The organism is Bacillus sp. FJAT-47783 (assembly GCF_022808615.1).
Classification (GTDB): Bacteria; Bacillota; Bacilli; order Bacillales; family Aeribacillaceae; genus Bacillus_BZ.
Window position 1 is genome coordinate 322100 of sequence record NZ_JAKZKS010000001.1, and the last position, 22576, is coordinate 344675.

At 37.2% G+C, this 22576-nt stretch carries 23 protein-coding genes and 1 riboswitch; of the genes, 2 read left to right on the forward strand and 21 right to left on the reverse strand.

Going from position 1 to position 22576, the window contains the following annotated elements; translation table 11 throughout:
* Positions 1 to 34: 34 nt before the first annotated feature.
* The 11 genes from MLD65_RS01660 to MLD65_RS01710 all read right to left on the reverse strand — a co-directional run bounded on the left by MLD65_RS01660 (position 35) and on the right by MLD65_RS01710 (position 10837).
* Positions 35 to 1816 carry an ATP-binding protein gene (locus MLD65_RS01660; protein WP_243290105.1) on the reverse strand — a complete coding sequence of 594 codons (1782 nt, stop codon included), beginning with the start codon at positions 1814 to 1816 and terminating at the stop codon, positions 35 to 37.
* Complete coding sequence (locus MLD65_RS01665; RefSeq protein WP_243290106.1) at positions 1813 to 2535, reverse strand: response regulator transcription factor; 723 nt, start codon at positions 2533 to 2535, stop codon at positions 1813 to 1815. Before MLD65_RS01665 ends, MLD65_RS01660 begins: the two co-directional genes overlap by 4 nt.
* A 157-nt stretch (positions 2536 to 2692) precedes the next feature.
* Positions 2693 to 3868 (reverse strand): c-type cytochrome biogenesis protein CcsB, encoded by a 1176-nt coding sequence (gene ccsB, locus MLD65_RS01670; RefSeq protein ID WP_243290107.1) that lies wholly within the window; start codon positions 3866 to 3868, stop codon positions 2693 to 2695.
* Between the two features lie 18 nt (positions 3869 to 3886).
* Complete coding sequence (gene resB, locus MLD65_RS01675; RefSeq protein WP_243290108.1) at positions 3887 to 5518, reverse strand: cytochrome c biogenesis protein ResB; 1632 nt, start codon at positions 5516 to 5518, stop codon at positions 3887 to 3889.
* Between the two features lie 16 nt (positions 5519 to 5534).
* A complete protein-coding gene (resA, locus tag MLD65_RS01680) occupies positions 5535 to 6056 on the reverse strand; it encodes a thiol-disulfide oxidoreductase ResA (protein ID WP_243290109.1) in 522 nt (173 codons plus the stop codon).
* Between the two features lie 89 nt (positions 6057 to 6145).
* Positions 6146 to 6880 (reverse strand): pseudouridine synthase, encoded by a 735-nt coding sequence (locus MLD65_RS01685; RefSeq protein WP_243290110.1) that lies wholly within the window; start codon positions 6878 to 6880, stop codon positions 6146 to 6148.
* A 220-nt stretch (positions 6881 to 7100) separates the two neighbouring features.
* Positions 7101 to 7634 (reverse strand): spore maturation protein, encoded by a 534-nt coding sequence (locus MLD65_RS01690; RefSeq protein ID WP_243290111.1) that lies wholly within the window; start codon positions 7632 to 7634, stop codon positions 7101 to 7103.
* Positions 7634 to 8230 carry a nucleoside recognition domain-containing protein gene (locus MLD65_RS01695; RefSeq protein WP_243290112.1) on the reverse strand — a complete coding sequence of 199 codons (597 nt, stop codon included), beginning with the start codon at positions 8228 to 8230 and terminating at the stop codon, positions 7634 to 7636. Before MLD65_RS01695 ends, MLD65_RS01690 begins: the two co-directional genes overlap by 1 nt.
* A complete protein-coding gene (locus MLD65_RS01700) occupies positions 8223 to 9359 on the reverse strand; it encodes a D-alanyl-D-alanine carboxypeptidase family protein (RefSeq protein ID WP_481748481.1) in 1137 nt (378 codons plus the stop codon). The genes MLD65_RS01695 and MLD65_RS01700 overlap by 8 nt, the downstream gene beginning before the upstream one ends.
* 133 nt (positions 9360 to 9492) lie before the next feature.
* The gene (scpB, locus tag MLD65_RS01705; RefSeq protein WP_243290114.1) at positions 9493 to 10092 is read right to left on the reverse strand and encodes an SMC-Scp complex subunit ScpB; all 600 of its coding nucleotides are present in this window, start codon (positions 10090 to 10092) and stop codon (positions 9493 to 9495) included.
* The gene (locus MLD65_RS01710; protein ID WP_243290115.1) at positions 10073 to 10837 is read right to left on the reverse strand and encodes a segregation/condensation protein A; all 765 of its coding nucleotides are present in this window, start codon (positions 10835 to 10837) and stop codon (positions 10073 to 10075) included. The genes scpB and MLD65_RS01710 overlap by 20 nt, the downstream gene beginning before the upstream one ends.
* Before the next feature lie 379 nt (positions 10838 to 11216).
* On the opposite strand from MLD65_RS01710, the gene MLD65_RS01715 reads away from it, so the two are divergent.
* A complete protein-coding gene (locus MLD65_RS01715; RefSeq protein ID WP_243290116.1) occupies positions 11217 to 11741 on the forward strand; it encodes a DUF309 domain-containing protein in 525 nt (174 codons plus the stop codon).
* Here MLD65_RS01715 and MLD65_RS01720 read toward each other — a convergent pair.
* The 6 genes from MLD65_RS01720 to brnQ form a co-directional block, all read right to left on the reverse strand.
* Positions 11738 to 12097, reverse strand: coding sequence for a GNAT family N-acetyltransferase (locus MLD65_RS01720; RefSeq protein ID WP_243290117.1), 360 nt, complete (start codon positions 12095 to 12097; stop codon positions 11738 to 11740). The two genes, MLD65_RS01715 and MLD65_RS01720, sit on opposite strands and share 4 nt — an antisense overlap.
* Before the next feature lie 149 nt (positions 12098 to 12246).
* Positions 12247 to 12711: a 6,7-dimethyl-8-ribityllumazine synthase gene (gene ribH, locus MLD65_RS01725; RefSeq protein WP_243290118.1), complete on the reverse strand. Its 465-nt coding sequence runs from the start codon at positions 12709 to 12711 to the stop codon at positions 12247 to 12249.
* 13 nt (positions 12712 to 12724) lie between these two features.
* Positions 12725 to 13918, reverse strand: coding sequence for a bifunctional 3,4-dihydroxy-2-butanone-4-phosphate synthase/GTP cyclohydrolase II (locus MLD65_RS01730; RefSeq protein WP_243290119.1), 1194 nt, complete (start codon positions 13916 to 13918; stop codon positions 12725 to 12727).
* A 13-nt stretch (positions 13919 to 13931) separates the two neighbouring features.
* Positions 13932 to 14585, reverse strand: a complete 654-nt coding sequence (gene ribE / locus MLD65_RS01735) for a riboflavin synthase (protein WP_243290120.1) — start codon at positions 14583 to 14585, stop codon at positions 13932 to 13934.
* A gap of 156 nt (positions 14586 to 14741) precedes the next feature.
* A riboswitch (FMN riboswitch) is annotated at positions 14742 to 14872 on the reverse strand.
* Positions 14873 to 15268: 396 nt separating this feature from the next.
* Positions 15269 to 15709, reverse strand: a complete 441-nt coding sequence (locus tag MLD65_RS01740) for a peptidylprolyl isomerase (protein ID WP_243290121.1) — start codon at positions 15707 to 15709, stop codon at positions 15269 to 15271.
* Positions 15710 to 15873: 164 nt separating this feature from the next.
* Complete coding sequence (brnQ, locus tag MLD65_RS01745) at positions 15874 to 17226, reverse strand: branched-chain amino acid transport system II carrier protein (RefSeq protein WP_243290122.1); 1353 nt, start codon at positions 17224 to 17226, stop codon at positions 15874 to 15876.
* A 337-nt stretch (positions 17227 to 17563) separates the two neighbouring features.
* Here brnQ and MLD65_RS01750 point away from each other — a divergent pair, with 337 nt between their 5' ends.
* On the forward strand, positions 17564 to 18430 hold the full coding sequence (locus MLD65_RS01750; protein ID WP_243290123.1) for a DUF1002 domain-containing protein: 867 nt from the start codon (positions 17564 to 17566) through the stop codon (positions 18428 to 18430).
* Positions 18431 to 18672: 242 nt separating this feature from the next.
* On the opposite strand, the gene lysA is transcribed toward MLD65_RS01750, so the two are convergent.
* The 4 genes from lysA to spoVAE form a co-directional block, all read right to left on the reverse strand.
* Complete coding sequence (gene lysA / locus MLD65_RS01755; RefSeq protein ID WP_243290124.1) at positions 18673 to 20001, reverse strand: diaminopimelate decarboxylase; 1329 nt, start codon at positions 19999 to 20001, stop codon at positions 18673 to 18675.
* Between the two features lie 189 nt (positions 20002 to 20190).
* Positions 20191 to 21660, reverse strand: coding sequence for a spore germination protein (locus MLD65_RS01760; protein WP_243290125.1), 1470 nt, complete (start codon positions 21658 to 21660; stop codon positions 20191 to 20193).
* Positions 21620 to 22219 carry a stage V sporulation protein SpoVABEA gene (spoVAEA, locus tag MLD65_RS01765; protein ID WP_243290126.1) on the reverse strand — a complete coding sequence of 200 codons (600 nt, stop codon included), beginning with the start codon at positions 22217 to 22219 and terminating at the stop codon, positions 21620 to 21622. The genes MLD65_RS01760 and spoVAEA overlap by 41 nt, the downstream gene beginning before the upstream one ends.
* A 6-nt stretch (positions 22220 to 22225) precedes the next feature.
* Entirely contained in the window at positions 22226 to 22576 is a 351-nt protein-coding gene (gene spoVAE / locus MLD65_RS01770) for a stage V sporulation protein AE (protein ID WP_243290127.1), read from the reverse strand.

Genomic DNA, 22576 nt, shown 5'->3' on the forward strand with positions numbered 1-22576 from the left:
TAAGCAAAAGACATATTTGTAAAGCTACGACCATCTACTGATTTTTCGGGAGATAAATACTAAAAGTGGTGCCTTCGTCAACTTTACTATGTACGTGAATGTTTCCGTTATGGGCATCAACGATGTTTTTGGCAATCGCAAGGCCAAGACCCGTTCCAGACCTGCCTCTCGTTCTCGCCTTATCCGCTTTATAGAAGCGTTCGAATACGAAAGGTAAATCTTCTTTACTAATCCCACTTCCGCTATCCTGTACATCCAATTTCAGTCCATTATCTGTTTCTTGAATCGTTAATTTTACAAAACCACCACTTTTTGTATGTCTAATCGCATTATCGATTAAATTTGTTAGCACTTGCTCGATTCGATCAGGATCAAAAAATCCCTCATTTACTTCATTCATCCAATGAACTGTTAATTCAATTTCTTTTTCCTTTGCTGGTTTTTGGAATTTCCTTACTACTTTCTCGATAAATGGATGGAATGGTATACGCTCATAGTTTAAAGATATATGTCCTGCTTCCATTCGTGCTAAATCAAGTAAGTCATTGACAAGACGCCCCATACGTAATGATTCGTCATAAATTACTTGAACAATTTCTTTACGTTCTTCTTCGCTTGTTGGAATATCATCTAAAATAGCTTCACTATACCCTTGTAGCATCGAAATCGGTGTTCTTAATTCGTGTGATACATTCGCAATAAAATCTTTACGTAATTTATCCAATCTTCTTTCTTCCGTCATATCTCGGAGAACAATGACAGCTCCTCTAACATTCGATTGATTGTATAAGGAACTCATAATAACAACCCATGTTCGACCTTGCAATTGAACTTCCGTTACTTGTTCTCGTTGTGTAGAGGCTACTTGCTGAAACAATTCTTTTACTTTAGGCGGGAGCTCTTCCCCTTTTTCAACGTTCATTTCTTGTTCATAATACCACGCTTGTAAAAAACGTTCCGCTGGTGGGTTTGTGACAAGTATTGTGCCATCAATATTTAACGTAATAACACCATCAGCCATACTACTTAATATATTGGATAATTGTTCTTTTTCTTGTCTTAAAGCATTCATATGAAATTGAACTTGCTTTCCCATTTGATTGAAGGAGACCGCTAGTTCTCCGATTTCATCGTGTGTAAGCTTCGGAACTTTCGTATTAAACTTCCCATTTGCGAGTTCAATCGCCACTTCCCTCATTTTTCGGAGCGGATATGTAATTCTCGAAGACAAGAAAAAAGCGAATATCGTTGTTAAAATGATCGCAATCCCGGCAGCTAATAAAATATATTTTGTCGTCTGTTTCGTAGTTTCATTAATGGCAAGTAGTGGCCTGGCAACAAAAACAGATCCATATTCCCCATTTTTTTCGTAAGGAATCCCGACAATAATCATCTCATTTTCTTTATGATCAGATGAATTAGAAGACTCATGTGCTTTTACAACACTAATCTCTTTATGCTGATAAAATGCTTCCGATAGCTTTGGATCAGCAAAAATATCTTGAATCGTAAATTGCGGCGCAAGCTTGCCAATATCAGGAGACTTCCAATATTGCGATGGGTCTTCGACAATTAACACATTCGTTTGTTCATCAGATAGATCTACGGCTAGTGATCGAGCTAATTCTTCGTCATCATGGTTTTCTAATATAATCGACATTTTACCTGCTAAAGTTGTTAACTCTTTCTTCGCTGCATCAATATGGTAATTTTGCATAAATTGTAACAAGAGCATTGTTAATATTAATAGGGTGAAGGATACGAGGAGTAAAATCGTTCCCCATAGCTTCACGACAACACTTCGCCAAAACATCATTCACCCACAACCTCAAATTTATAACCGACACCCCAAACCGTTACAATCATTTTCGCCGCTTCAGGTGATACTTTATTTAACTTTTCCCTTAATCGTTTAACATGTGTATCGACGGTTCGTAAGTCACCAAAAAATTCATATTGCCACACTTCCTTTAGCAATTTTTCACGATCATACACTTTATCTGGTGATTTCGCTAAAAAGTATAGTAATTCGTATTCTTTAGGTGTTAAATTTACTTCATTGCCACCTGCTGTTACACGATGTGCATCGTGGTCAATAGTTAAGTAAGGAAATACAATGATATTTTTCGCCGTTGCGTCTGTTTTTAAATAACTCGTAGGAGAAGAGCGTCTTAATATCGCCTTCACCCTTAGGACAACTTCTCGCGGGCTAAATGGTTTAACAATATAATCATCAGCACCAGCTTCTAACCCATGCACACGATTCGCTTCTTCCCCTTTTGCAGTTAACATAATGATTGGGGTCGCTTTTTTCTCTCGAATCAAACGACAAACCTCAACACCATCCATACCCGGCATCATTATATCTAAAATGATTAAATCATAATTTTGATTGAGTGCCATTTCAAGCGCTTCGTCCCCATTTTCAGCCTCTTCAATCTGATAGTTTTCTCGTTCTAAGTACATCTTCAATAAACGACGAATTCTTTCTTCATCGTCAACAACTAAAATTTTGCCTTCTTGTAACTGTTCCATTCATTATTCCTCCTTCATACCAACTTTTTAAAAAGGGGCTGTCCAATTAGTCGATTTTTTCGGCCTTGGATGCCCCTTTTACAGTTTAAAATGCTGATTGATCAACATTTTAGATTTTCAATTTTTAAGAGGTTTTCCCTAATTGCTTCCCTTCTTATTATGCATATGAATGCAATCCAGCAATCACTAAGTTTACAAATATTAGATTAAACATAATAATAGCAAACCCAATTACTGCCAACCAGGCAGACCGTTCTCCGTGCCAGCCTCTTGATAGCCTTAAATGTAAGAATGCTGCATAAAACAGCCATGTGATAAGAGCCCATACTTCTTTCGGGTCCCATCCCCAAAAACGAGTCCAAGCAATTTGTGCCCATATCATCGCAAAGATTAATGCCCCTAATGTAAAAACAGGAAATCCGATGGCAACAGAACGGTAGCCAATTTCATCAACAATATCTAAGTTCAAGTTTTTCACAAATGGCTGTAACGCTTGTGAAATGCGCTTTCGTAGAATAAGACGAATGAAACCGTATAACACAAATCCTACCATTGTCGACCAAATGACAGTATTAAGCTTTCTTGCCGATATAATAGCCGGAACCTCCAAAAATGCTTCCAACTTTCCCTCTGTTAAAAGCTCTCCCTCATTTGGGCCGATAAGAGCAGGCATCGAGTATACCATTTCACTTTCTACACCATTTTTATCAATCCATTTATATACCGCTTCATATCCTATTGCACGAAATGTAGAAGATATGATAATAAAGGCTAACGTAGTCACAACAACGAACATAACAGCTTCTAGCCAAAATGTTTTTTTAGAAGGTTTTGATTGATCAACCGCTTTGACTAAATAGAGAACTCCAGCAACAAAGCTAACCGCCAAAATGGCTTGCCCAGCAGCAGCTGTCGTTACATGTATTTTTAACCAATCACTTTGAAGAGCTGGAATTAATGGACTAATTTCAGTAGGAAACATGCTTGCATAAGCAATTAATAATAGTGCAATCGGTAATGTAAACAAGCCGAGCGGAGCTGTTTTATAAATAGCATAAAGGATTATAAACGCCCCAACAAGCATCATTCCAAAAAAGGTTGTAAACTCAAACAAATTACTCACAGGTGCATGACCTGCTGCTACCCAACGTGTGATAAAATACCCAATTTGTGCAAGAAAGCCGGCAATGGTAATGAGAAACCCGATTCGGGCCCATCTGTTTTGTTTGTCGTATTCTTTTCTTTTATCTCGTATCGCACCGGCAAAAAACAAAGTTCCAATTAAATACATAAAAAACGCGATATACAATAAATTACTACTTAGTTGTGCCACGTCATTCCCTCCTACTTATTAGGCTTCCTTTAATTGTTTTTGATCGACGGGCTCTTGAATCATTGTACCATCAATAACTATTTCAATTTCTTTCTTTAAGCCAAACCAGTTTTTGTTTGTATGTCCTGCAACGTGTACTTTCTGTCCATCTTTCCGAATCCAAATACGACGATGATGCCAATAAGAGCCTTGAATGACGCCAATCATAAAAATAGCACCACCGATGCCAAGAATCCATAGTGTTAAATCTTTTCGGACTGTTAGACCGGTCACATTCACTGATTTTACACCAGCAAATTTCATTTTATACTTGTTGTTATCATTTGGTTCAATCGTCTGCTGAATGGCAACAAAGCTTGTCTCACCTTCTGGATTATTAGGTGTAATCATTTTAAATACGAATGCCGGGTTGTTCGGCATTCTTGTCTTTGTCGCAGGATTTCCTTCTGAATCAAAATAAAAGTCAGGTAAATAGCTGGCAATCTCAACTTTATAGCCATCTCCTAAGTCGTATGACCTCTCAGGGTTTAGTAAATCAACCGTTATTTGTCCATAACTCGTTTCAGTGTCTTTATCAATTAATTCAAACTTCATTTGATTTAATTCACTTAATCGGTAGTCCACTTGATAAAGAGCAAATGATTCAAACTTAAGTGGCTCGTTTACACGAATTTCATCATCTTTTATTTTATGTAATTCAGCTTCCTGACCAGGCAATGTATCTTCCGCCTTTTTATAAAGCGTCACATTGGTCTGATAATTCTTGACTACTTCTCCATCACCTACACGAGTAATTGCCTCTTGAAACACATCTTTTTCTTTTTCCGCCGAGTACGTTTCATAAATAAATTGATGATTTTCTAAATAATACGTTCCGTCTGTTCCAGGAATTTCTCGCGTTTCACCTTCTCTTAACCACAATACTTCATCCACATACATTCCCGGTACGTACCGAAGCATGACACCAAATAAGAAAATGATTAAACCGATATGATTGACATAAGGTCCCCATCGTGAAAAGCGATTCTTCTCTGCTAATATGTTTCCATTTTCTTCGCGTACTTTGTATCGTTTCGCCTGTAATTTTGATTTTACAAGTTGCATCGTTTCTTCCACATTTTCGACGACTGATTCACTATATAACCGTTGTCGCTTTAAAAAAGATTCATGACGTGTAATGCCTTGCTTTTTTAAAGCTCGGTATAGGGGAATGACACGATCCAAACTGCATATTACGAGTGATACACCGATGGATGCAACTAAAATCATATACCACCAAGATCCATATAAATTATGAAAGCCTAATACATAATAAGCTTGCCCGAAGACCCCATACTCATCACGGTAAAATTCTTCTGGAGGTACATTCGGCGGAATGTACATTTCTTGTGGAAAGATCGTACCGATCGCCGAAGCAATCAACGTAATAATAATAAGCCAAACGCCTACTTTTACAGAGGAGAAAAAGTTCCAAATCTTATCAATGAATGTTTTGTTATACGTTTGCGACCTTCTTGCACTTCCATCATATCGCATATCAAGCATTTGTTTCGTGTCTTGATTTTCCTCACCGATAGAGCGCCCACAATTTTCGCAAAGAACGGTTCCAAGAGGGTTCACATGACCGCATTCACATTTTATTTCCTTCATGTTGAAAACTCCCTATCTAAGGTTTAATTAATTCCATATAATTACTTACATCTCGCTCTGTCATTTGCCCTGTAATAATTTTGACAACCTTTCCATTTTTATCGATTAAAAAGGTAGTCGGTAGTGGATCTACACCATATGCATTTAATACTTCCATCTTTTTATCGAGTACAATTGGAAAAGTTAATCCGTGTTGATTCGCAAAATTTTCAACAGCGATTTTTGATTCACCGACATTAATCGCTAATATTTCAACACCTTCATTTTTATAATGTTTGTATTGTCTTTCCATATAGGGCATTTCTCGTTTACACGGTTCACACCATGTTCCCCAAAAGTTTATAAATACACCTTTGCCAGCAAAATCAGATAGCTTGTACGAATCTCCCTGTAAATCGTTTAGGACAAAATCAGGGGCTTTTGAACCTACTTGAACTTTTTCTTTACTAACAATAAAATTTGCATATAACGTATAACCTAGTGCGGCTAGTAATATAAATAAAATAGCTGAGCGCATGATGAGTCGATTTCTTTTCATGAGTCAAACTCCTTTAACAATGCATTCCGTATCATTATATCATTTTTTTCTGTTCACAAATTGACCACATTTTTGACGGTTATGTGAATTTATCGCTTATCCCTTCCATGCTCGGCAATTTGCCTTAAACGTTTCACTTCATGTGGAGATAATTCTCGAACGTCACCCGGTCTTAATCCTCGTAAATCTAAAAACGCAAATCGTTCACGCTTTAGCTTTAAAACAGGATGGCCAATTCGCTCAAACATTCTTCTTACTTGACGATTTCGGCCTTCATGTATCATTATTTCAACAATAGCCGTTTGTTTTTTCTTATCAATGGACATCATTTTCACTCGTGCTGGTGCTGTCATGCCATCTTCTAACATGACACCTCTTTCCAATTGTTTTAATTCTGTTTTATTCGGGATTCCTTTCACTTTCGCCACATACACTTTTTCAATTTCGTATCGTGGATGCATAAGTAAATTCGCAAATTCACCATCGTTCGTTAATAATAGTAAGCCAGATGTATCATAATCAAGACGACCGATTGGGTAAACACGCTGTTCGATTCCTTCTAAAAAGTCGGTCACTACTTTTCGATCTTTATCATCCTTCACACTTGAAATGACGCCTTTTGGCTTGTACAACATAAAATAGACGGGCTCCTCTCTTTCCACCGGTATCCCCTCTACTTCAACACGATCTTGGTCGGATACTTTCACACCTAATTCTCGCACGATTTTTCCATTCACTTTCACTTTTCCGTCCAAAATGAGTTGTTCAGCTTTTCTTCTTGATGCAATGCCTGCATGTGCAATCACTTTTTGTAAACGTTCCATCGTATCACCTCTAAATAATAGTAATTCTTTCTTCCAATTTGTACAACCACATTCAAATCTTCTCTCATTTTCTTAATCATTTTCCCCATCCATATTCACACAGATAACTGCTCACCTAATTTTAAAGCTTATTCGATTGGGTAAAACAAAAACACGCCTGAGATTAGGCGCTATTTTACTAATATACCATTTTTAATACGTAAAAGGCGAAATACGTGTATTATGATGAAAAAACGAGCGTTACGACTATGATAGCTGCCACGATTCCAATTAAATCTGCTAGAAGTCCAACTTTTAGCGCATCTCCCATCTTCTTAATTCCTACTGCACCAAAATAAACAGTAAGGACGTATAAAGTCGTATCTGTACTTCCTTGCATCGTAGCTGCTAAGCGTCCAATAAAGGAATCGGGTCCATAAGTAGAAATAATATTTGTCGTCATTCCTAAAGCAGCAGTACCTGATATCGGTCTGATAAGGGCAAGGGGAACGACTTCAGAAGGTACATGAATCATGCTTAGTACGGGCTGTAATAATTGGATGATGTAGTCCATTGCCCCTGAAGCACGAAAAATGGAAATAGATACGAGCATTCCAACTAAGTAAGGAATAATGGAGAAGGCAATATCGATTCCCTCTTTTCCACCTTCAACAAACGCTTCGTATGTTTCAACTTTCTTCATTGTCCCGTATATTAATATAAACCCAATGATCAATGGTATCAACCACAATGAAATTAAATTGATCGCTTCCATTATTCTATCCCTCCTCGCCCATTTCTACGAAATCGAAAATACCGATCAATGAGGATGGCTCCAATTGTAGAACAAATCGTTGCAAGAAGAGTTGTTCCAACAATGTCTGTCGGATTATTAGATCCATATGTCATTCTGATCGCAATAACGGTTGTCGGAATGATAGTTAAACTTGAAGTATTTATTGCTAGAAACGTAATCATACTATTAGAAACTTTATCTTGATTTCCATTTAATATTTTTAATTGCTCCATTGCTTTAATACCAAGTGGTGTGGCGGCATTCCCTAAACCAAACATATTCGCAATCATATTCGATAAAATATATCCCATCGCAGGGTGATTCGAAGGAACTTCTGGGAATAACCGAGACACAACCGGACGAAATAGCTGACTAATTTTATTTAACAAGCCTGATTTTTCAGCAATTTTCATCAGCCCTAACCAAAAAACGAGTACACTAATGAGTCCGATACAAATCGTTACGGCTTCTTTTGCTCCATCAAAAATCGCCTTATTTACTTGTTCAACCGTTCCATTAAAAAAGGAAAAGACAATACCGACCAACGCAAGTCCTACCCAAATCAGATTAACCATCGTAAATGACACCTGTCATAGCTGAAAACATGTCTTTAAAGTGATCGAAAAAGTTTTTTTGCTCTGCTGCCATTTTTTCTCGATCGAAATAGATTGGAACCTCTTCAATCTTCTCATCATGTAATACGACAGCTAACTCCCCTACAATCTTCGGTACATCATTTGGTTCATCCCAATCCCTCTCAGGTTTTAATAGGGATAATTTAATTTTCACATCTTCCTTTTCTTCTTCTGTTAATGGATAAATAATTTCCCGGTCAATATATATTTTCTTTTTATAGAACGGATCTTCAATGTTCTTTAAATATCCTTCTTCTTTCACTAACACGTTCATATATTGAGAAAATGCCCTATTAAACATATTCATATGGTCATTCCAATCATCCGGGTCATTTAATGTTACCGCTATTAAGTGAAGTGAATCCTTTGATGCTGTTGAAACTAATGTCCGTTTAGCAAGCTTCGTATACCCTGTCTTCCCACCCGTACTATATTTATATAAATTCAATAATTTGTTTTTATTTTTCCAAACGTACTCACCACCATTTGTTTTGTGAACTTTCGTCCCTGCAATTTTTTCATATTCCTTATTTTTCATCGCATATTTCGTTAAAATCGCCATATCGTAGGCAGTCGAATAGTGATCATCATGATCATCTAAGCCATGTGGATTTTGAAACTGTGAATTCATCATGCCAATTTCTTCTGCTTTTTGGTTCATTAAATAGACGAATCCTTCTAAACTTCCACCAACATGCTCGGCTATAGCGACTGCCGCATCGTTGCCGGAACGGAGCATCAGTCCGTATACTAAATCACGCAACTTTATTTTTTGCCCTTGTTTCAAATAAATCGAAGAGCCTTCTGTATATGGAGCATTTTTACTCACTGTCACCTCTTCATCCATTTTTCCTGACTCAATGGCAATGATTGCCGTCATAATTTTCGTTATGCTAGCAATCCTCATTTTTTTATGTGAATCTTTTTCATAAAAAATGCGTCCCGTATCTTGATCTATCATGATGGCACTTTCGGCATTAACAGATAATGCTCCTTCTGATGACGTCGGAAAATTAGTCATCAACAGTAGGCCAAGGCAGAAAAACCCTATCCATTTCATCCATCGCATACATCCTTCACGTCCCTCTTATATTGTTAGCCGAACCGTCTTGTACATGTCTGATTTGTACAAGTTTATGCATGAAGTTTTGTGATATGATTGGATTTTTAATTACATTAGAGCACAAAAAAACAAGCGATAACTATTGTTTACCGCTTGTTTCTACCTCTTGAAATTTTTCAAAGAATAAGTCAGCTTCTTCTTGCACAAAATCTTCTTCCAAATTTTCCGCTAAAGCCGGAAGTTCATCAATTGTTTTCAATCCGAAATATTCGAGAAATTCTCTTGTCGTACCATAGAGAATGGCGCGTCCCGCCCCTTCTCTTCTCCCTACATCTTGAATTAAGCCTTTTGCAACAAGCGTTTGAATCGGCCGTTCTGATTTCACCCCACGAATTTCCTCGATTTCCATTCTTGTAATCGGTTGTCGATAAGCTACGATGGCTAATGTTTCTAAAGCAGCTTGCGACAACCCTTGATTAACCGGCGATTCGACAAGTCGTTTTAAATATGGAGCATGCTCTTTTTTGGTCGTTAATTGGTATACTCCTGCCACTTCGATTAACATAAGCCCCCGTTCTTTTTTACTGTACTCTTGTTTTAAATCTTCAATGATTTCAAGAGCTACTGGTTCATCAATCTCAAGAACAGAAGTCAATTGCTTAAGTGAAAGCCCTTCATCTCCCGCTGCAAATAACAGGCCTTCTAGTATTGATTTCCATTCAATGATCCCGAAGCTCATCGATTTTTTCACTCCCATAAATGTAAATATCCGAAAAATTTCGTTCCTGCTCAATATGAATATATTGTTTTTTCATTAATTCTAAAATTGCTAAAAACGTAACCACTAAGTATTCTTTTTGATGGGCAGGAAATAAATCATAAAAATGACGCTTCACCCGATTTATTCGTAAATCTTCAATGATTTCATTCATTCTTTTTTCAATCGGTATTTCTTGTCTTGTTATCCGTGTAGAAAGTGGTTTTTGAAGCTTTTTTCGCCGGAGCATTTTTTGAAATGCGCCAATCATATCATAAATCGTTACATCTGATTGTTGCTTGACAACTTGTTCATTTATCGCAAAATCACTTAAATCACTTGGAGGTTTCGTAAATACTTGAGCTCTTTCCTCTTCTTTTGCTTTTAACTTTATCGCCGCTTCTTTATACTTCCGATATTCAATTAATCGATTCACCAGTTCCTCCCGTGGATCCTCTTCTTCAACCGGTACATCATCCATTAACGTTTCTTCTTGTTGTGGCAATAACATACGGCTTTTAATGGAGAGTAATGTTGCTGCCATAACTAAATATTCTGAAGCAACATCTAGTTCAAGTTCTTGCATTGTATGGATATACGCTACGTACTGCCCTGTTATTTCTGAAACTGGAATGTCGTATATATCAATTTCAAGTCGATTAATTAAATGAAGCAGAAGATCTAACGGACCTTCAAATGCATCAATTTTCACAAGGTATTCCACCATTTATCCCACCATAAAATAACTTCTTTCACCCTAGTTTGTATAGTCATATCAAGCGTGACGACTAGTCATTAAAAAGGGTTTTCTGCTTTACCATCCTCGCAAACAGCTCTTAAAAAGCAGCTAAACTCTAGTATAGAACAAATATCCCTGTTCTCCAATACTTATTTCATACTAAGTCTACGTTCATTTTAATTTTTTTCTCATTCTGTTACAATCCACATATACGACTTTAGCAAATATATATAATACAACTACGGTGCTTACCTTAGTTATAATCATGAACCATATAATGATGCTTGTCATGCAGCCTCTTCTATCTTACAGACATTTCTTATGCTAAACTTAGAGTTAAAACGGTACTCATAGAAGGAGATTTCATGTGATTCCACAACCATTTATTCAGTATTTGTATTATTTTCATTGTGAAAGAGATTATTTTGAATGTCATGAAATACTAGAGGAATTTTGGAAAGAAGACCCACCAAATGAACGAAAATCTTATTGGGTAGGGTTTATTCAAATTGCCGTTGGTTTGTATCATCATCGCCGAAACAATTTTGTTGGAGCAGAGCGAATGTTTCAACGTGCGCTTAACATCTTACAAAAAAATGAAAGGTACGTTACATCACTCGGAATCAATTATGACGAATTACTTTCTTTACTATCGGTTTGCCTTGATGACATCCGCCATGGTAAACAATATGAAAGTATTCATTTACCTATATATGATCAAAATTTACTAAAGAAATGTGAAACATACGCTAAACAAAGAGGGAAAACATGGGGAGCACCAAGCGATTTAAACAATCAATTTTTACTACATAAACATTCGTTACGGGATCGTACAGACGTCGTGAAAGAACGTCAGCGAAAACTTGATCAAAAGAAAAGAAGCAGAGATTAACTCTCTGCTTCTTTTGTTAAGCATTTTTCAAAAAATGTAGCGACCATTTCGTTAGGAACTATTGATTTTTCTTTATAGACGTCTCGGACAGCATTCACCATTTTTTTGCCGATTCCTTGGTGTCGGTGAGACGGGTTCACACATAAATGGTGAATCTCAATTGATTGATCATCTTTTACTTCAACGCCAATAACACCGATGATGTCATCATCTTTCCACAAATACAACTGCCAACGTTCGTCTGTTTCATACGTTTGAATGGTTTGCTGAAGCTTCTTTAAATCCTTTTCATTCGGCATAAAGGACAATAAACCCATTGCAATTTTTTCAAACGCTTTTTTGTAACGTACTAACATTTTAGATCCCTCATTAATAAATGAACTTTCTTAACTTAGAAAGTAGTATAAATACATGATTAGAGCATCCAGTAAAAATTAGTATATAACGTCTACTCTTAAACATTATATACAGTTTCTAAATTAATTTAAACTGATTTTAAGAAATTTCACGAAATGGTCTTAATTAAGTTCGCCATTTCCACAGCTGATACGGCTGATTCATACCCTTTATTTCCAGCTTTTGTTCCAGCTCGTTCTATCGCTTGTTCAATGTTTTCCGTTGTGATTACACCAAAAATGACCGGAACACCAGTTTGTGTAGACGCTTGTGCAATTCCTTTTGCTGCTTCATTACAAACATAATCATAGTGGGTTGTAGAGCCACGAATAACAGTTCCTAATGAGATTACCGCATCATATTTTTTCGTTTCGGCCATTTTTTTTGCGATCAGTGGCAGCTCAAATGCACCTGGAACCCATGCAACTTCAACATCATCTTCTGATACACCATGTCGAACTAACCCATCCAGAGCACCGCTAAGTAATTTACTTGTAATAAATTCATTGAATCTAGCAACGACAATTCCGATTTTAAGTCCTGTACCTACAACATTTCCTTCGTATGTTTTCATGTCTATTCCTCCATTAAAAGTGTAAAAAATGTCCTAATTTAGATTGTTTTGTTTTTAAATAGCGTTCATTTTCAAGCTTCGCTGGCATTTGAATCGGGACTCGTTCATAAATGGATAAACCGTATCCTTCTAGTCCTGCAATTTTTCGAGGATTGTTTGTTAATAGGCGCATTTTACGAACCCCTAGGTCTTTTAATATTTGCGCCCCAATTCCATAATCCCGTAAGTCTGGCGCAAACCCTAATTGTTCATTAGCTTCAACCGTATCTAGACCTGTCTCTTGCAGTTTATAAGCTTTCATTTTATTAATGAGACCGATTCCTCGTCCTTCTTGACGCATATAAAGAAGAACCCCTTTTCCTTCCGCCTCAATTTGGGATAGGGCAGCATGTAATTGCGGCCCACAGTCACATCGGTTTGATGCAAACACATCCCCTGTTAAGCATTCAGAATGGACTCGAACTAATACAGGGTCATCAGAAGTTATTTCACCTTTCACTAACGCTACGTGCTCTTTTCCATCAATGACATTCGTATAGCCAACCGCTTGGAATTCCCCATATTCTGTCGGTAATTCGATCGTTACTTCACGCTTTACTAATTTATCTTTTTTCGTGCGAAAGTCGATAAGATCTTTAATTGTAATCATTTTCAAGTTGAAATCTGCAGCAATTTTTTTTAGTTGCGGCACTCGTGCCATCGTACCATCTTCATTCATAATTTCACAAATAACCCCAGCTTGTTTTGCACCGGCAAGTTTGGCTAAATCGACCGCCGCTTCCGTATGACCTGCTCTCCTTAGCACGCCACCTTTTTTTGCAATGAGCGGAAAGATATGTCCAGGTCTTTTAAAATCGCTTGCTTTTACTTGTTCATCCAATAATGCTTTAATCGTTTCCGCACGTTCAAATGCACTAATTCCAGTTGTTGTCGTTTTATAATCGACACTCACCGTAAAAGCTGTTCCGTGAGGGTCTGTATTTTGCTCAACCATCGGTTTTAATTCAAGTCTTTTTGCATCCTCTTCTGTAATCGGAACACATATTAAACCACGTCCATGTGTTGCCATAAAATTGACCATTTCCGAGGAGGCAAATTCGGCAAGCCCGACAAAATCCCCTTCGTTTTCCCTATCTTCATCATCAACAACGATAACCACTTTTCCTTGTTTTAAATCTTCAATTGCCTCTTCAATTTTATGAAACATACTAGCATCCCCTTTACATATTGAATCCGTGCTCTTGTAGAAACCCTTTCGTAATTGGAGACTTTCTCGTTTCTTTCAAAGGTTGTTGGACATATTTTTTAATATATTTTGCTATCATATCACATTCAATATTTACGATATCCCCAATTTCTTTTTCTCCTAAAACGGATTCCGACATTGTATGAGGGATAAGGGAAAGTGTAAACGTCTGTTCTGATAATCCAAATATCGTTAAACTCGTTCCATCTACTGCGACAGAACCTTTTAACACCATAAAGTCCATTACTTCCTCTTCTACTTTTATTTCGTAGTAAACTGCATTTTCATCTTTTGTTTTACCGATAATTTCTCCAAGTCCATCAACATGCCCAGATACGAAGTGACCTCCAAATCTCCCATTTGCAGCCATTGCACGTTCTAAATTTACATGAGAGCGAACTTGAAGGCTTCTTAATGAAGTCGCTTTCATTGTTTCAGGCATGACATCAGCAGTAAAAGATTGTGATGTGAAATGGGTAACGGTTAAGCAAACACCATTAACAGCTATACTATCACCTAAATGGACATCCGATAATATTTTATTCGCTTCAATTGTTAATGTTATCGCCTTTTCCGTCCCTTTAATTTGTGAGACCTTTCCGATTTCTTCAACAATTCCTGTAAACATTGCGCACCTCCTCACAATCCAAATTCGAATAAAAACCCTCTAGAATTTTCATCCTAGAGGGTAAGTGAGTATGTGATCACAATAGAAAGGCATAGTCAAATAAGAGTATATATGAATGGATTTTTTCAATCGTCATTTACTACTCTTTTCCTTTCTGTGATCCTTCTCCCATCCAGACTATACTGTCGGCTCTGGAATCTCACCAGATCAGCCATGCGGCTCACGGGCTTTGAAGATGAAACTTCATCACCGCCGGTCGGGAATTGCACCCTGCCCCGAAGGATACAGAACATTATTCTGTTGTCCTGTTTATATTTTAACGAACAATGGTAAAAGCTGCAACGAATAATCATTAGTTAACTAAATATAGCCAATAACCAATCCCCCATACTAGACAAAAAAGTGAGATAACTCCTAATAAAACCCATTTTTTCTTTTCCATTATGTCCCTCCTCCATAATAGTAAGAAAAGCGCAAACGCTTCAGCCCCTGACAAAAATGTTCTTACGATGAAAAGTCCCTTTTTATGCCTTTACGGCATTACGTTTTTGCCTCGAGGGGCTTGGTGGCTTTCGCTGGACACCGAAGACTCCATTATCCCTTGAAAACTTTATGAAAATAATATAACTTTTGACTTTTAAAAAAGAAGAGGTTTACACCTCTCCTTCCTCGGCTTCATTCGGTTATTCTTCGTCGAATACTTCCACTTTTTCCATTACATCGCCGTTTTTCATCTTTAAAACGGTTTCCATACCGCTCGTTACTTGACCAAATACAGTATGAACACCATCTAAATGTGGCTGCGGTTCATGAACAATGAAAAACTGACAAGAACCTGTGTCTTTTCCAGCATGAGCCATCGAAAGAGCTCCAACAACATGCTTGTGAGGGTTTCCTTCTGTTTCACAAGCGATCGTATACCCCGCTGAACCAGTACCCGTTCCGTGTGGACACCCTCCTTGGCTAACAAACCCAGGGATCACGCGGTGGAAGGTTAAACCGTTGTAAAACCCTTCATTCACTAATTTTTCAAAATTTGCTACCGTGTTAGGTGCTTCATTTGGATATAATTCAAATTCTACTTTTTCACCATTATCCATTAAAATATAACCTTTTTTCGCCATATGTTCGCTCTCCTTATGTAAAATTTCTCTAATATCATAACATATTACGAACGAGAAACAAATGAATAAGAACATCCTCTTTCAATTTTCATAAGGCTTTTCATTGAACATTTCATAAAGCGCTCCATTTCAAACGGAGCGCTTTATACGATCATCCTAATTTTTTAGGATACTTTCCCTAGTATTTCTGGTTGTTCTTTTTTCCTTCCAGTAACGTGTACAAATACGATACCGATAAGAGCGCCAATAATAGACGGTACGAGCCATCCAACTCCTTGATTAAATAACGGCAAGAAGCTTAAGGCATTCTGAAGACTTGAAACATCTATTGAAGTTAAGGCTAATCCGTCCACAACACTTACAATCGCAGTTCCCACTAATGCAAATGTATAAACTGAAGAATACCCGACAACTGATTTTGGTAAAAATGATAAGAACATCATAACAATCGCTAATGGATAAACCATAATTAAAACAGGGATAGAAATTTGAATTAATTGAGTTAAACCAACATTTGCAATAATCATGCTAAATACTGACAAAATCATAACAAATGATTTATAGGATACTTTCGGAAATATTTTCGAAAAATAACCACTACAAGATGAAACGAGACCAATCGATGTCGTTAAGCATGCAAACGTAATCGCTAACGCTAAAATCGATGCACCGATTCCTCCAAATAAATGTGTGGCTGATCCAGATAAGATTTCTGCACCATTTTCCGCGTGACCAATAACCTGAGTAGAAGTAGCCCCGAGGTAAGCTAATGAAACATAGACGAGCGCCAAACCGATAGCAGCTACAACTCCAGCTTTAATCGTCGCCTTAGCTAACACTTTATTGTCGCTTACACCAAAGTTTTTGATTGCATTAATTACGACGATACCAAATACTAATGAAGCAAGAGTATCCATTGTTAAATATCCTTCAATAAATCCTTTAAAAAATGCACCTGATTGGTAAGCTTCTGTTGGTTCACTTATACTTCCCATCGGTGTTACGATTGCTTTAATCGCTACCGTTGCTAAAACAATAACTAGGATAGGCGTTAATAATTTCCCAATACGATCTACTAGTTTTGTTGGATTCATCGATAACCACAATGTAATACTAAAGAACACGACTGTTGTTAAAAACAAACTAATGCTACCACCTTTTGCTGATTCTGATAAAAATGGCGATACACCAATTTCGTACGACACGGTTGCGGTTCTTGGAATCGCAAAAAGCGGGCCAATCACTAGATACACGATAAATGTAAAGACAATTCCGAAAATTGGGTGAACACGAGAAGCTAATTTTTCAAGATCACTTCCTGTTAAAGCAATTGCGGTAACACCTAACAAAGGTAAACCAACACCTGTAATTAAAAATCCAGTAATGGCAATCCATATATTATCTCCCGCAGCTTGTCCTAACGCTGGAGGGAAAATCATATTTCCTGCACCTAAGAAAAGAGCAAACAACATTAACCCTACAGCAAAGACTTGTTTATTTGAAAGTTTTGTTTGCATGATGAGCCTCCTTACAATTCTTTCTATCAAAATTTTCAAACAACTATGAATAAAGCCTTATACATCCTATCACATTTACAAAAAAAATAAAGAGCCTTATTAAAAGTTTTAATTTTGAGTTTGTTGTGAAAATTTTGTCGAATTGCTTTTGATTATGTCGAAATTAGTTATAGTATAACATACAACATATTTTCTAGTCTATATATTCCAAAAATTGAAAAAGATCGTTTGAAATTATTGACTAAATGAAACTTTCTTTATTTCTTTTCCGTCTATACATGCGTAGCATTTTCTTGATTTATTTCTAAAATGCATTAATTAATTTGGAGGGTATAACATGAAGAAATTTATCCTATCAATTGTGGCGATTTTGCTATTCGCATGTCCAACAATAAGTTTAGCAGATGCAGCAGTTGGTGATGTGATTATTACGTTAGGAAACGATTTAACAGAAAATCAAAAAGAAGCACTCATGACAGAAATGAAAGCACCTGAAAACGGATTAGTTGTTACCGTATCAAATGAAGAAGAACATCAATATTTAGGGGACTATATTCCGAAAGCACAAATTGGAACGAGAGCCATATCATCTTCTAAAATTACGATCGGAGAAAAGGGCTCTGGTTTAGAAGTAAAAACAAATCATATTAATTGGGTTACAGATGAAATGTATTTAAATGCTTTAATGACGGCAGGTGTAAAAGATGCAACAATATATGTGACAGCACCATTTGATGTTTCTGGAACTGCAGCACTTACTGGACTAATTAAAGCATATGAAGTGTCTACAGATGAGGCGATATCAGAAGAAGTCAAACAAATTGCAAATAAGGAGCTTGTTGAAACAGCAAAATTAGGGGACAAAATTGGTGCCGAAAACGCTTCTGCACTCATCGCGAAAATTAAAGAGCAATTAGCGGAAAACGGTCTGCCAAAAGACGATCAACAATTGAGGGAATGGATCGAACAATCGGCGAAAGACTTAAATATTACCTTATCAGAACAAGAAATCAATAATCTCATGATTTTATTTAACGATATGATAGATATCAATATTAATTGGAATCAAGTAGGAGATCAATTAGCGAAAACAAAAGATGAAATTTCGAAATTCCTTGAATCAGAAGAAGCTCAAGGCTTTTTTCAGAAGGTAAAAGAGTTCTTTCAATCTCTTTTCGATTCTATACGTTCCATTTTTCAATAAAGTGACACTTCATTACAATTTTAAGGTAGGGTCAATAGCGGGATAAAGTGAAACTTCATTCAGTGGGGGTTTTTTTCATCCCCCACTGAATGTTAGTTGAACCAATCGGACCTTTACGGGCAGTTGCCCCCACACCTATCTTCTTTTCTTTACGACAAAATCTTAAGGTGGGGGTCTTCCTGCCCGTTAAGAGTGGGATAAAGTATAAAGAAGGCTGTCGAAAGTTTCTCGACAGCCTTTCATTATTTTGTACTTACAACCGATTTGCATTTTAAAGGGACATCTAATTTTATTAAGTCTTCATAGCTTTCTCGTCGAATGACGAGCTCAGCTTTACCATTTTCGGCAAATACAACAGCCGGTCTTTGAATGCGATTGTAATTGTTAGCCATGGAGTATCCGTACGCACCTGTACAAAATACAGCTAATATATCCCCTGTTTTCGGTTCAGGCAGTTGAATATCCCATATTAACATATCACCGCTTTCACAACACTTACCCGCAATGGATACTTGTTTAGATGGAGCTTCATTCATACGGTTAGCAAGTAGTGCCTCGTATTTTGCTTGATATAAAGCCGGACGTATATTATCACTCATCCCACCATCTACTGCTACATATTTCCGAATATCAGGAACCGTCTTTTGCGAGCCAACTGTATAAAGTGTCGTCCCCGCATCTCCAACTAACGAACGCCCGGGTTCAATCCAAATTTCAGGAATTGGGATATTGAGTTTTTCTGCATGTTCTTTCACAACTTCAACCATTTTTTCAACATAAATACTCATCGGAATCGGATCATCTTCTTTAGTGTATCGAATCCCAAATCCTCCTCCTAAGTTGACAACGGTTGGTAAATAGCGATAATTCTCTTTCCATTGACTAATTTTTTGAAAGATTTTTTCTGTTGCTAAAACAAAACCTTTCGTTTCAAAGATTTGCGAGCCAATATGACAGTGAATTCCTAATAATTTGATCCATTCATGGTTCAATACCATTTCAATCGCTTTTTCGATTTGACCATTATGGAGATCAAAACCAAATTTCGAATCTTCTTGACCTGTTGTAATATAATCATGTGTATGTGCTTCAACTCCCGGTGTCACCCGAAGAAGAATATCAACTTTTTGTTTTTTATGACGGGTCATTTGTTTTAAAAGGCTTATTTCATGAAAGTTATCAACAACGATACAGCCGATATTCGCATTTAAAGCCATTTCTAATTCTTCTGAACTTTTATTGTTCCCGTGAAAATGAATTTTCTCAGGAGAAAATCCCGCTTGTAACGCTGTATATAGCTCTCCTCCAGAAACGACATCTAACGATAAACCTTCTTGATCCGCTAGCTGAAACATGGCGATAGAAGAAAACGCCTTACTTGCATAGGCAACTTGCGCTGTAATCCCTAATTGTTCAAATGTTTTTTTAAATTCCCGCGCGCGTCTCCGGATTAGTGACACATCGTAAACGTATAAAGGGGTCCCATATTTCTTCGCAAGCTCGACTGTATCTACACCACCTACTTCTAAATGGCCTAATTCATTCACTTTACTCGTTCCATGTAAATACACTTTGTAGCCCCCTTTTCATAGAAAACATCCTAATAAACATTCATCCTTTAAATAGTTAAAAATACATTATCATAAATTAATGGCTGTTTCAATGAATATTTATGCATCTTTGTCGGGCTATATGGATTCTAAATAGATTGCAGGTGATAACAGAATCCCCTTAATCGAATGAATGACGAGTAAAGTTTCTCATGATGTCGGTTGTTTTTTTACATTTTGTGGATGAACGATACTTGGCCGAAGTTTAGCCCCAGGTACAGATGTTCGAATAACAATTTGCCAAATGGCCTTAGGATTAAATGGAATAAACGGCCATAAATAAGGTGTATTTAAAGAACGTATGCTCGCAAGCAATAAAATATACAATGTTGAGCCAATAACAAACCCTGGAATTTGAAAAATAGCGACGAGTATTAACAAAAAAAGCCGAACCATTTTATTGGCAATGCTTAGTTCATAACTCGGAGTTGTAAACGTTCCAATTGCCGCAATGGAAACATATAAAATAACTTCAGGGACAAATAATCCAACATCAATCGCAATTTGACCGATAAGTGCCGCAGCAATTAATCCCATTGCAACAGATAAAGCAGTCGGTGTATGGATCGCTGCCATCCGCAAAAACTCAATGCCAAGATCCGCTAAAAACAACTGGACAATGACAGGAATGTTTTTTTGCTCATTCGGTCCAATATATGCTAAATTTTCTGGTAGTAAGGACGGTTCTAAAACGAATAAAAACCATAATGGTAATAAAAAAATCGATGACATAATCCCGATAAAGCGTACCCATCGTAAAAACGTTCCGACAGCAGGTGCTTGCCGATACTCTTCAGCATGCTGAACGTGATGAAAAAAAGTAGTCGGTGTAATAATAACACTCGGAGACGTATCAACCATAATGATGACATGTCCTTCTAAAAGATGATTCGCCGCAACGTCTGCTCTCTCCGTATATCGAACGAGTGGAAAAGGATTGTAGCCCTGCTTTACTAAAAATTCTTCAACGGTTTTATCTGCCATTGTCAGACCATCGATTTTTATCGTATTTAATTCTTTCTTAATAACTTCGATTAATCCCGGATCGGCTACATCCTCTACATAGGCGATGCAAATATCCGTCTTCGATCGTTCACCTACTTTTAAAATTTCGTACCGGAGCCGTTCATCTCGAATTCTTCTTCTAATTAAAGCTGTGTTCACAATGATATTTTCAACAAATCCATCACGTGCTCCGCGCACAACTTTCTCAGTATCTGGTTCTTCCGGTGACCTCCCCGGATAGCTTCGGACATCTACAACAAATCCAAAGTCGCATCCTTCAATGATAAAAATGATTAACCCAGATAACAATTGATCCACTGCTTCATCTAATGTTTTGATCGGACTAACTTGTTGATGAATAAGTCTGTTTTCTATAATATCCTTAACTTTTGAACTTTCCACTTCATGATCATTAACTTCCGTCATTTGACGAAGTAAATCAATAATAAATTGTGTGTCACACAAACCGTTCACATAATATAAATGAACTTGTTTACCCAAAATATTGATTTTTCTTACACCTAAATCAAAGCTCGTCCCTAAGCCGATATGTTCTTTAAAAAATCGTTCATTCTCAGCTAAATGTGGTGAAATTGGCGTTTTCTCTTGTGTCATAATCCCCACTCCTTTCTAATATTACTTGCACGGCCTTTATCGTAATCGGTGCTCCACGCTCTACATGGTCCTTTCGATTCATTTTTCCAATATCTCCAATGCCTACAACGACAGGAATATTAAGCTGGTCTAAACAATAAACAGTATCCCCATTTATTCTTCCCTCTTCAATATCTGGTACACCATATTTATCAACGCCAAATGTCGATAAATTCCCGTACCGATCAATGCTAACATCCACTTTCGTCCATTCTTTACAATTTGATTTTGAGGCAACAGCAATGGCACCTAGTACTTTAATTTGTTTATGGCTTGCAACATATTTTAACGCTCGTTCTCCCGGTCCTTCTCCTTGTAAGCCACAATCGTCAAACAGGACAAAAACAGGGTCATAAGGAGTTTGTAAAATTAATTCAACGATCTCTTTACCACTTAAGTACGACGGGTTTCCTTTCGATTGCGATATACAACGTCCCCCTAGTTTAGATGCAACGTACTCGACCGTTTTCAGTGCATATTCATCTCCATCTGTAACGAGTATGACCCTTCTTACATTCATGCCATCCTATCCTTTCGGTTTAAAAATGAGTGCGATGAGAAAAGCAAACAAAATGGCAGAGGAAATCCCAGCAGAGGTTAATTCAAATACCCCCATACCAAGTCCTATTAATCCATGTTTCTCGGCTTCCTTCATCGCACCATGGAGTATCGAATGACCAAAGCTTGTAATCGGAACGGTTGCACCTGCACCGGCAAACTCAATAAATTGATCATAAATACCAAATCCATCAAGTATCGCTCCAGCTACAACAAATGAGCTCATCACATGCGCAGGTGTTAATTTTAAAAAATCTAGTAAAAGTTGCCCGACAATACATATTAAACCACCGACAACAAAAGCAATTACATACTCCAT

What these genes read in the sequence shown, in the direction of transcription:
- MLD65_RS01660 (WP_243290105.1), bottom strand. Translation starts at nt 1,816, where the DNA reads ATGATGTTTTGGCGAAGTGTTGTCGTGAAGCTATGGGGAACGATTTTA.
- MLD65_RS01665 (WP_243290106.1), bottom strand. Translation starts at nt 2,535, where the DNA reads ATGGAACAGTTACAAGAAGGCAAAATTTTAGTTGTTGACGATGAAGAA.
- resB (WP_243290108.1), bottom strand. Translation starts at nt 5,518, where the DNA reads ATGAAGGAAATAAAATGTGAATGCGGTCATGTGAACCCTCTTGGAACC.
- resA (WP_243290109.1), bottom strand. Translation starts at nt 6,056, where the DNA reads ATGAAAAGAAATCGACTCATCATGCGCTCAGCTATTTTATTTATATTA.
- MLD65_RS01685 (WP_243290110.1), bottom strand. Translation starts at nt 6,880, where the DNA reads ATGGAACGTTTACAAAAAGTGATTGCACATGCAGGCATTGCATCAAGA.
- MLD65_RS01690 (WP_243290111.1), bottom strand. Translation starts at nt 7,634, where the DNA reads ATGGAAGCGATCAATTTAATTTCATTGTGGTTGATACCATTGATCATT.
- MLD65_RS01695 (WP_243290112.1), bottom strand. Translation starts at nt 8,230, where the DNA reads ATGGTTAATCTGATTTGGGTAGGACTTGCGTTGGTCGGTATTGTCTTT.
- MLD65_RS01700 (WP_481748481.1), bottom strand. Translation starts at nt 9,359, where the DNA reads ATGCGATGGATGAAATGGATAGGGTTTTTCTGCCTTGGCCTACTGTTG.
- scpB (WP_243290114.1), bottom strand. Translation starts at nt 10,092, where the DNA reads ATGAGCTTCGGGATCATTGAATGGAAATCAATACTAGAAGGCCTGTTA.
- MLD65_RS01710 (WP_243290115.1), bottom strand. Translation starts at nt 10,837, where the DNA reads ATGGTGGAATACCTTGTGAAAATTGATGCATTTGAAGGTCCGTTAGAT.
- MLD65_RS01720 (WP_243290117.1), bottom strand. Translation starts at nt 12,097, where the DNA reads ATGTTAGTACGTTACAAAAAAGCGTTTGAAAAAATTGCAATGGGTTTA.
- ribH (WP_243290118.1), bottom strand. Translation starts at nt 12,711, where the DNA reads ATGAAAACATACGAAGGAAATGTTGTAGGTACAGGACTTAAAATCGGA.
- MLD65_RS01730 (WP_243290119.1), bottom strand. Translation starts at nt 13,918, where the DNA reads ATGTTTCATAAAATTGAAGAGGCAATTGAAGATTTAAAACAAGGAAAA.
- ribE (WP_243290120.1), bottom strand. Translation starts at nt 14,585, where the DNA reads ATGTTTACAGGAATTGTTGAAGAAATCGGAAAGGTCTCACAAATTAAA.
- MLD65_RS01740 (WP_243290121.1), bottom strand. Translation starts at nt 15,709, where the DNA reads ATGGCGAAAAAAGGTTATATTTTAATGGATAATGGTGAAAAAGTAGAA.
- brnQ (WP_243290122.1), bottom strand. Translation starts at nt 17,226, where the DNA reads ATGCAAACAAAACTTTCAAATAAACAAGTCTTTGCTGTAGGGTTAATG.
- MLD65_RS01750 (WP_243290123.1), top strand. Translation starts at nt 17,564, where the DNA reads ATGAAGAAATTTATCCTATCAATTGTGGCGATTTTGCTATTCGCATGT.
- MLD65_RS01760 (WP_243290125.1), bottom strand. Translation starts at nt 21,660, where the DNA reads ATGACACAAGAGAAAACGCCAATTTCACCACATTTAGCTGAGAATGAA.
- spoVAEA (WP_243290126.1), bottom strand. Translation starts at nt 22,219, where the DNA reads ATGAATGTAAGAAGGGTCATACTCGTTACAGATGGAGATGAATATGCA.
- spoVAE (WP_243290127.1), bottom strand. Translation starts at nt 22,576, where the DNA reads ATGGAGTATGTAATTGCTTTTGTTGTCGGTGGTTTAATATGTATTGTC.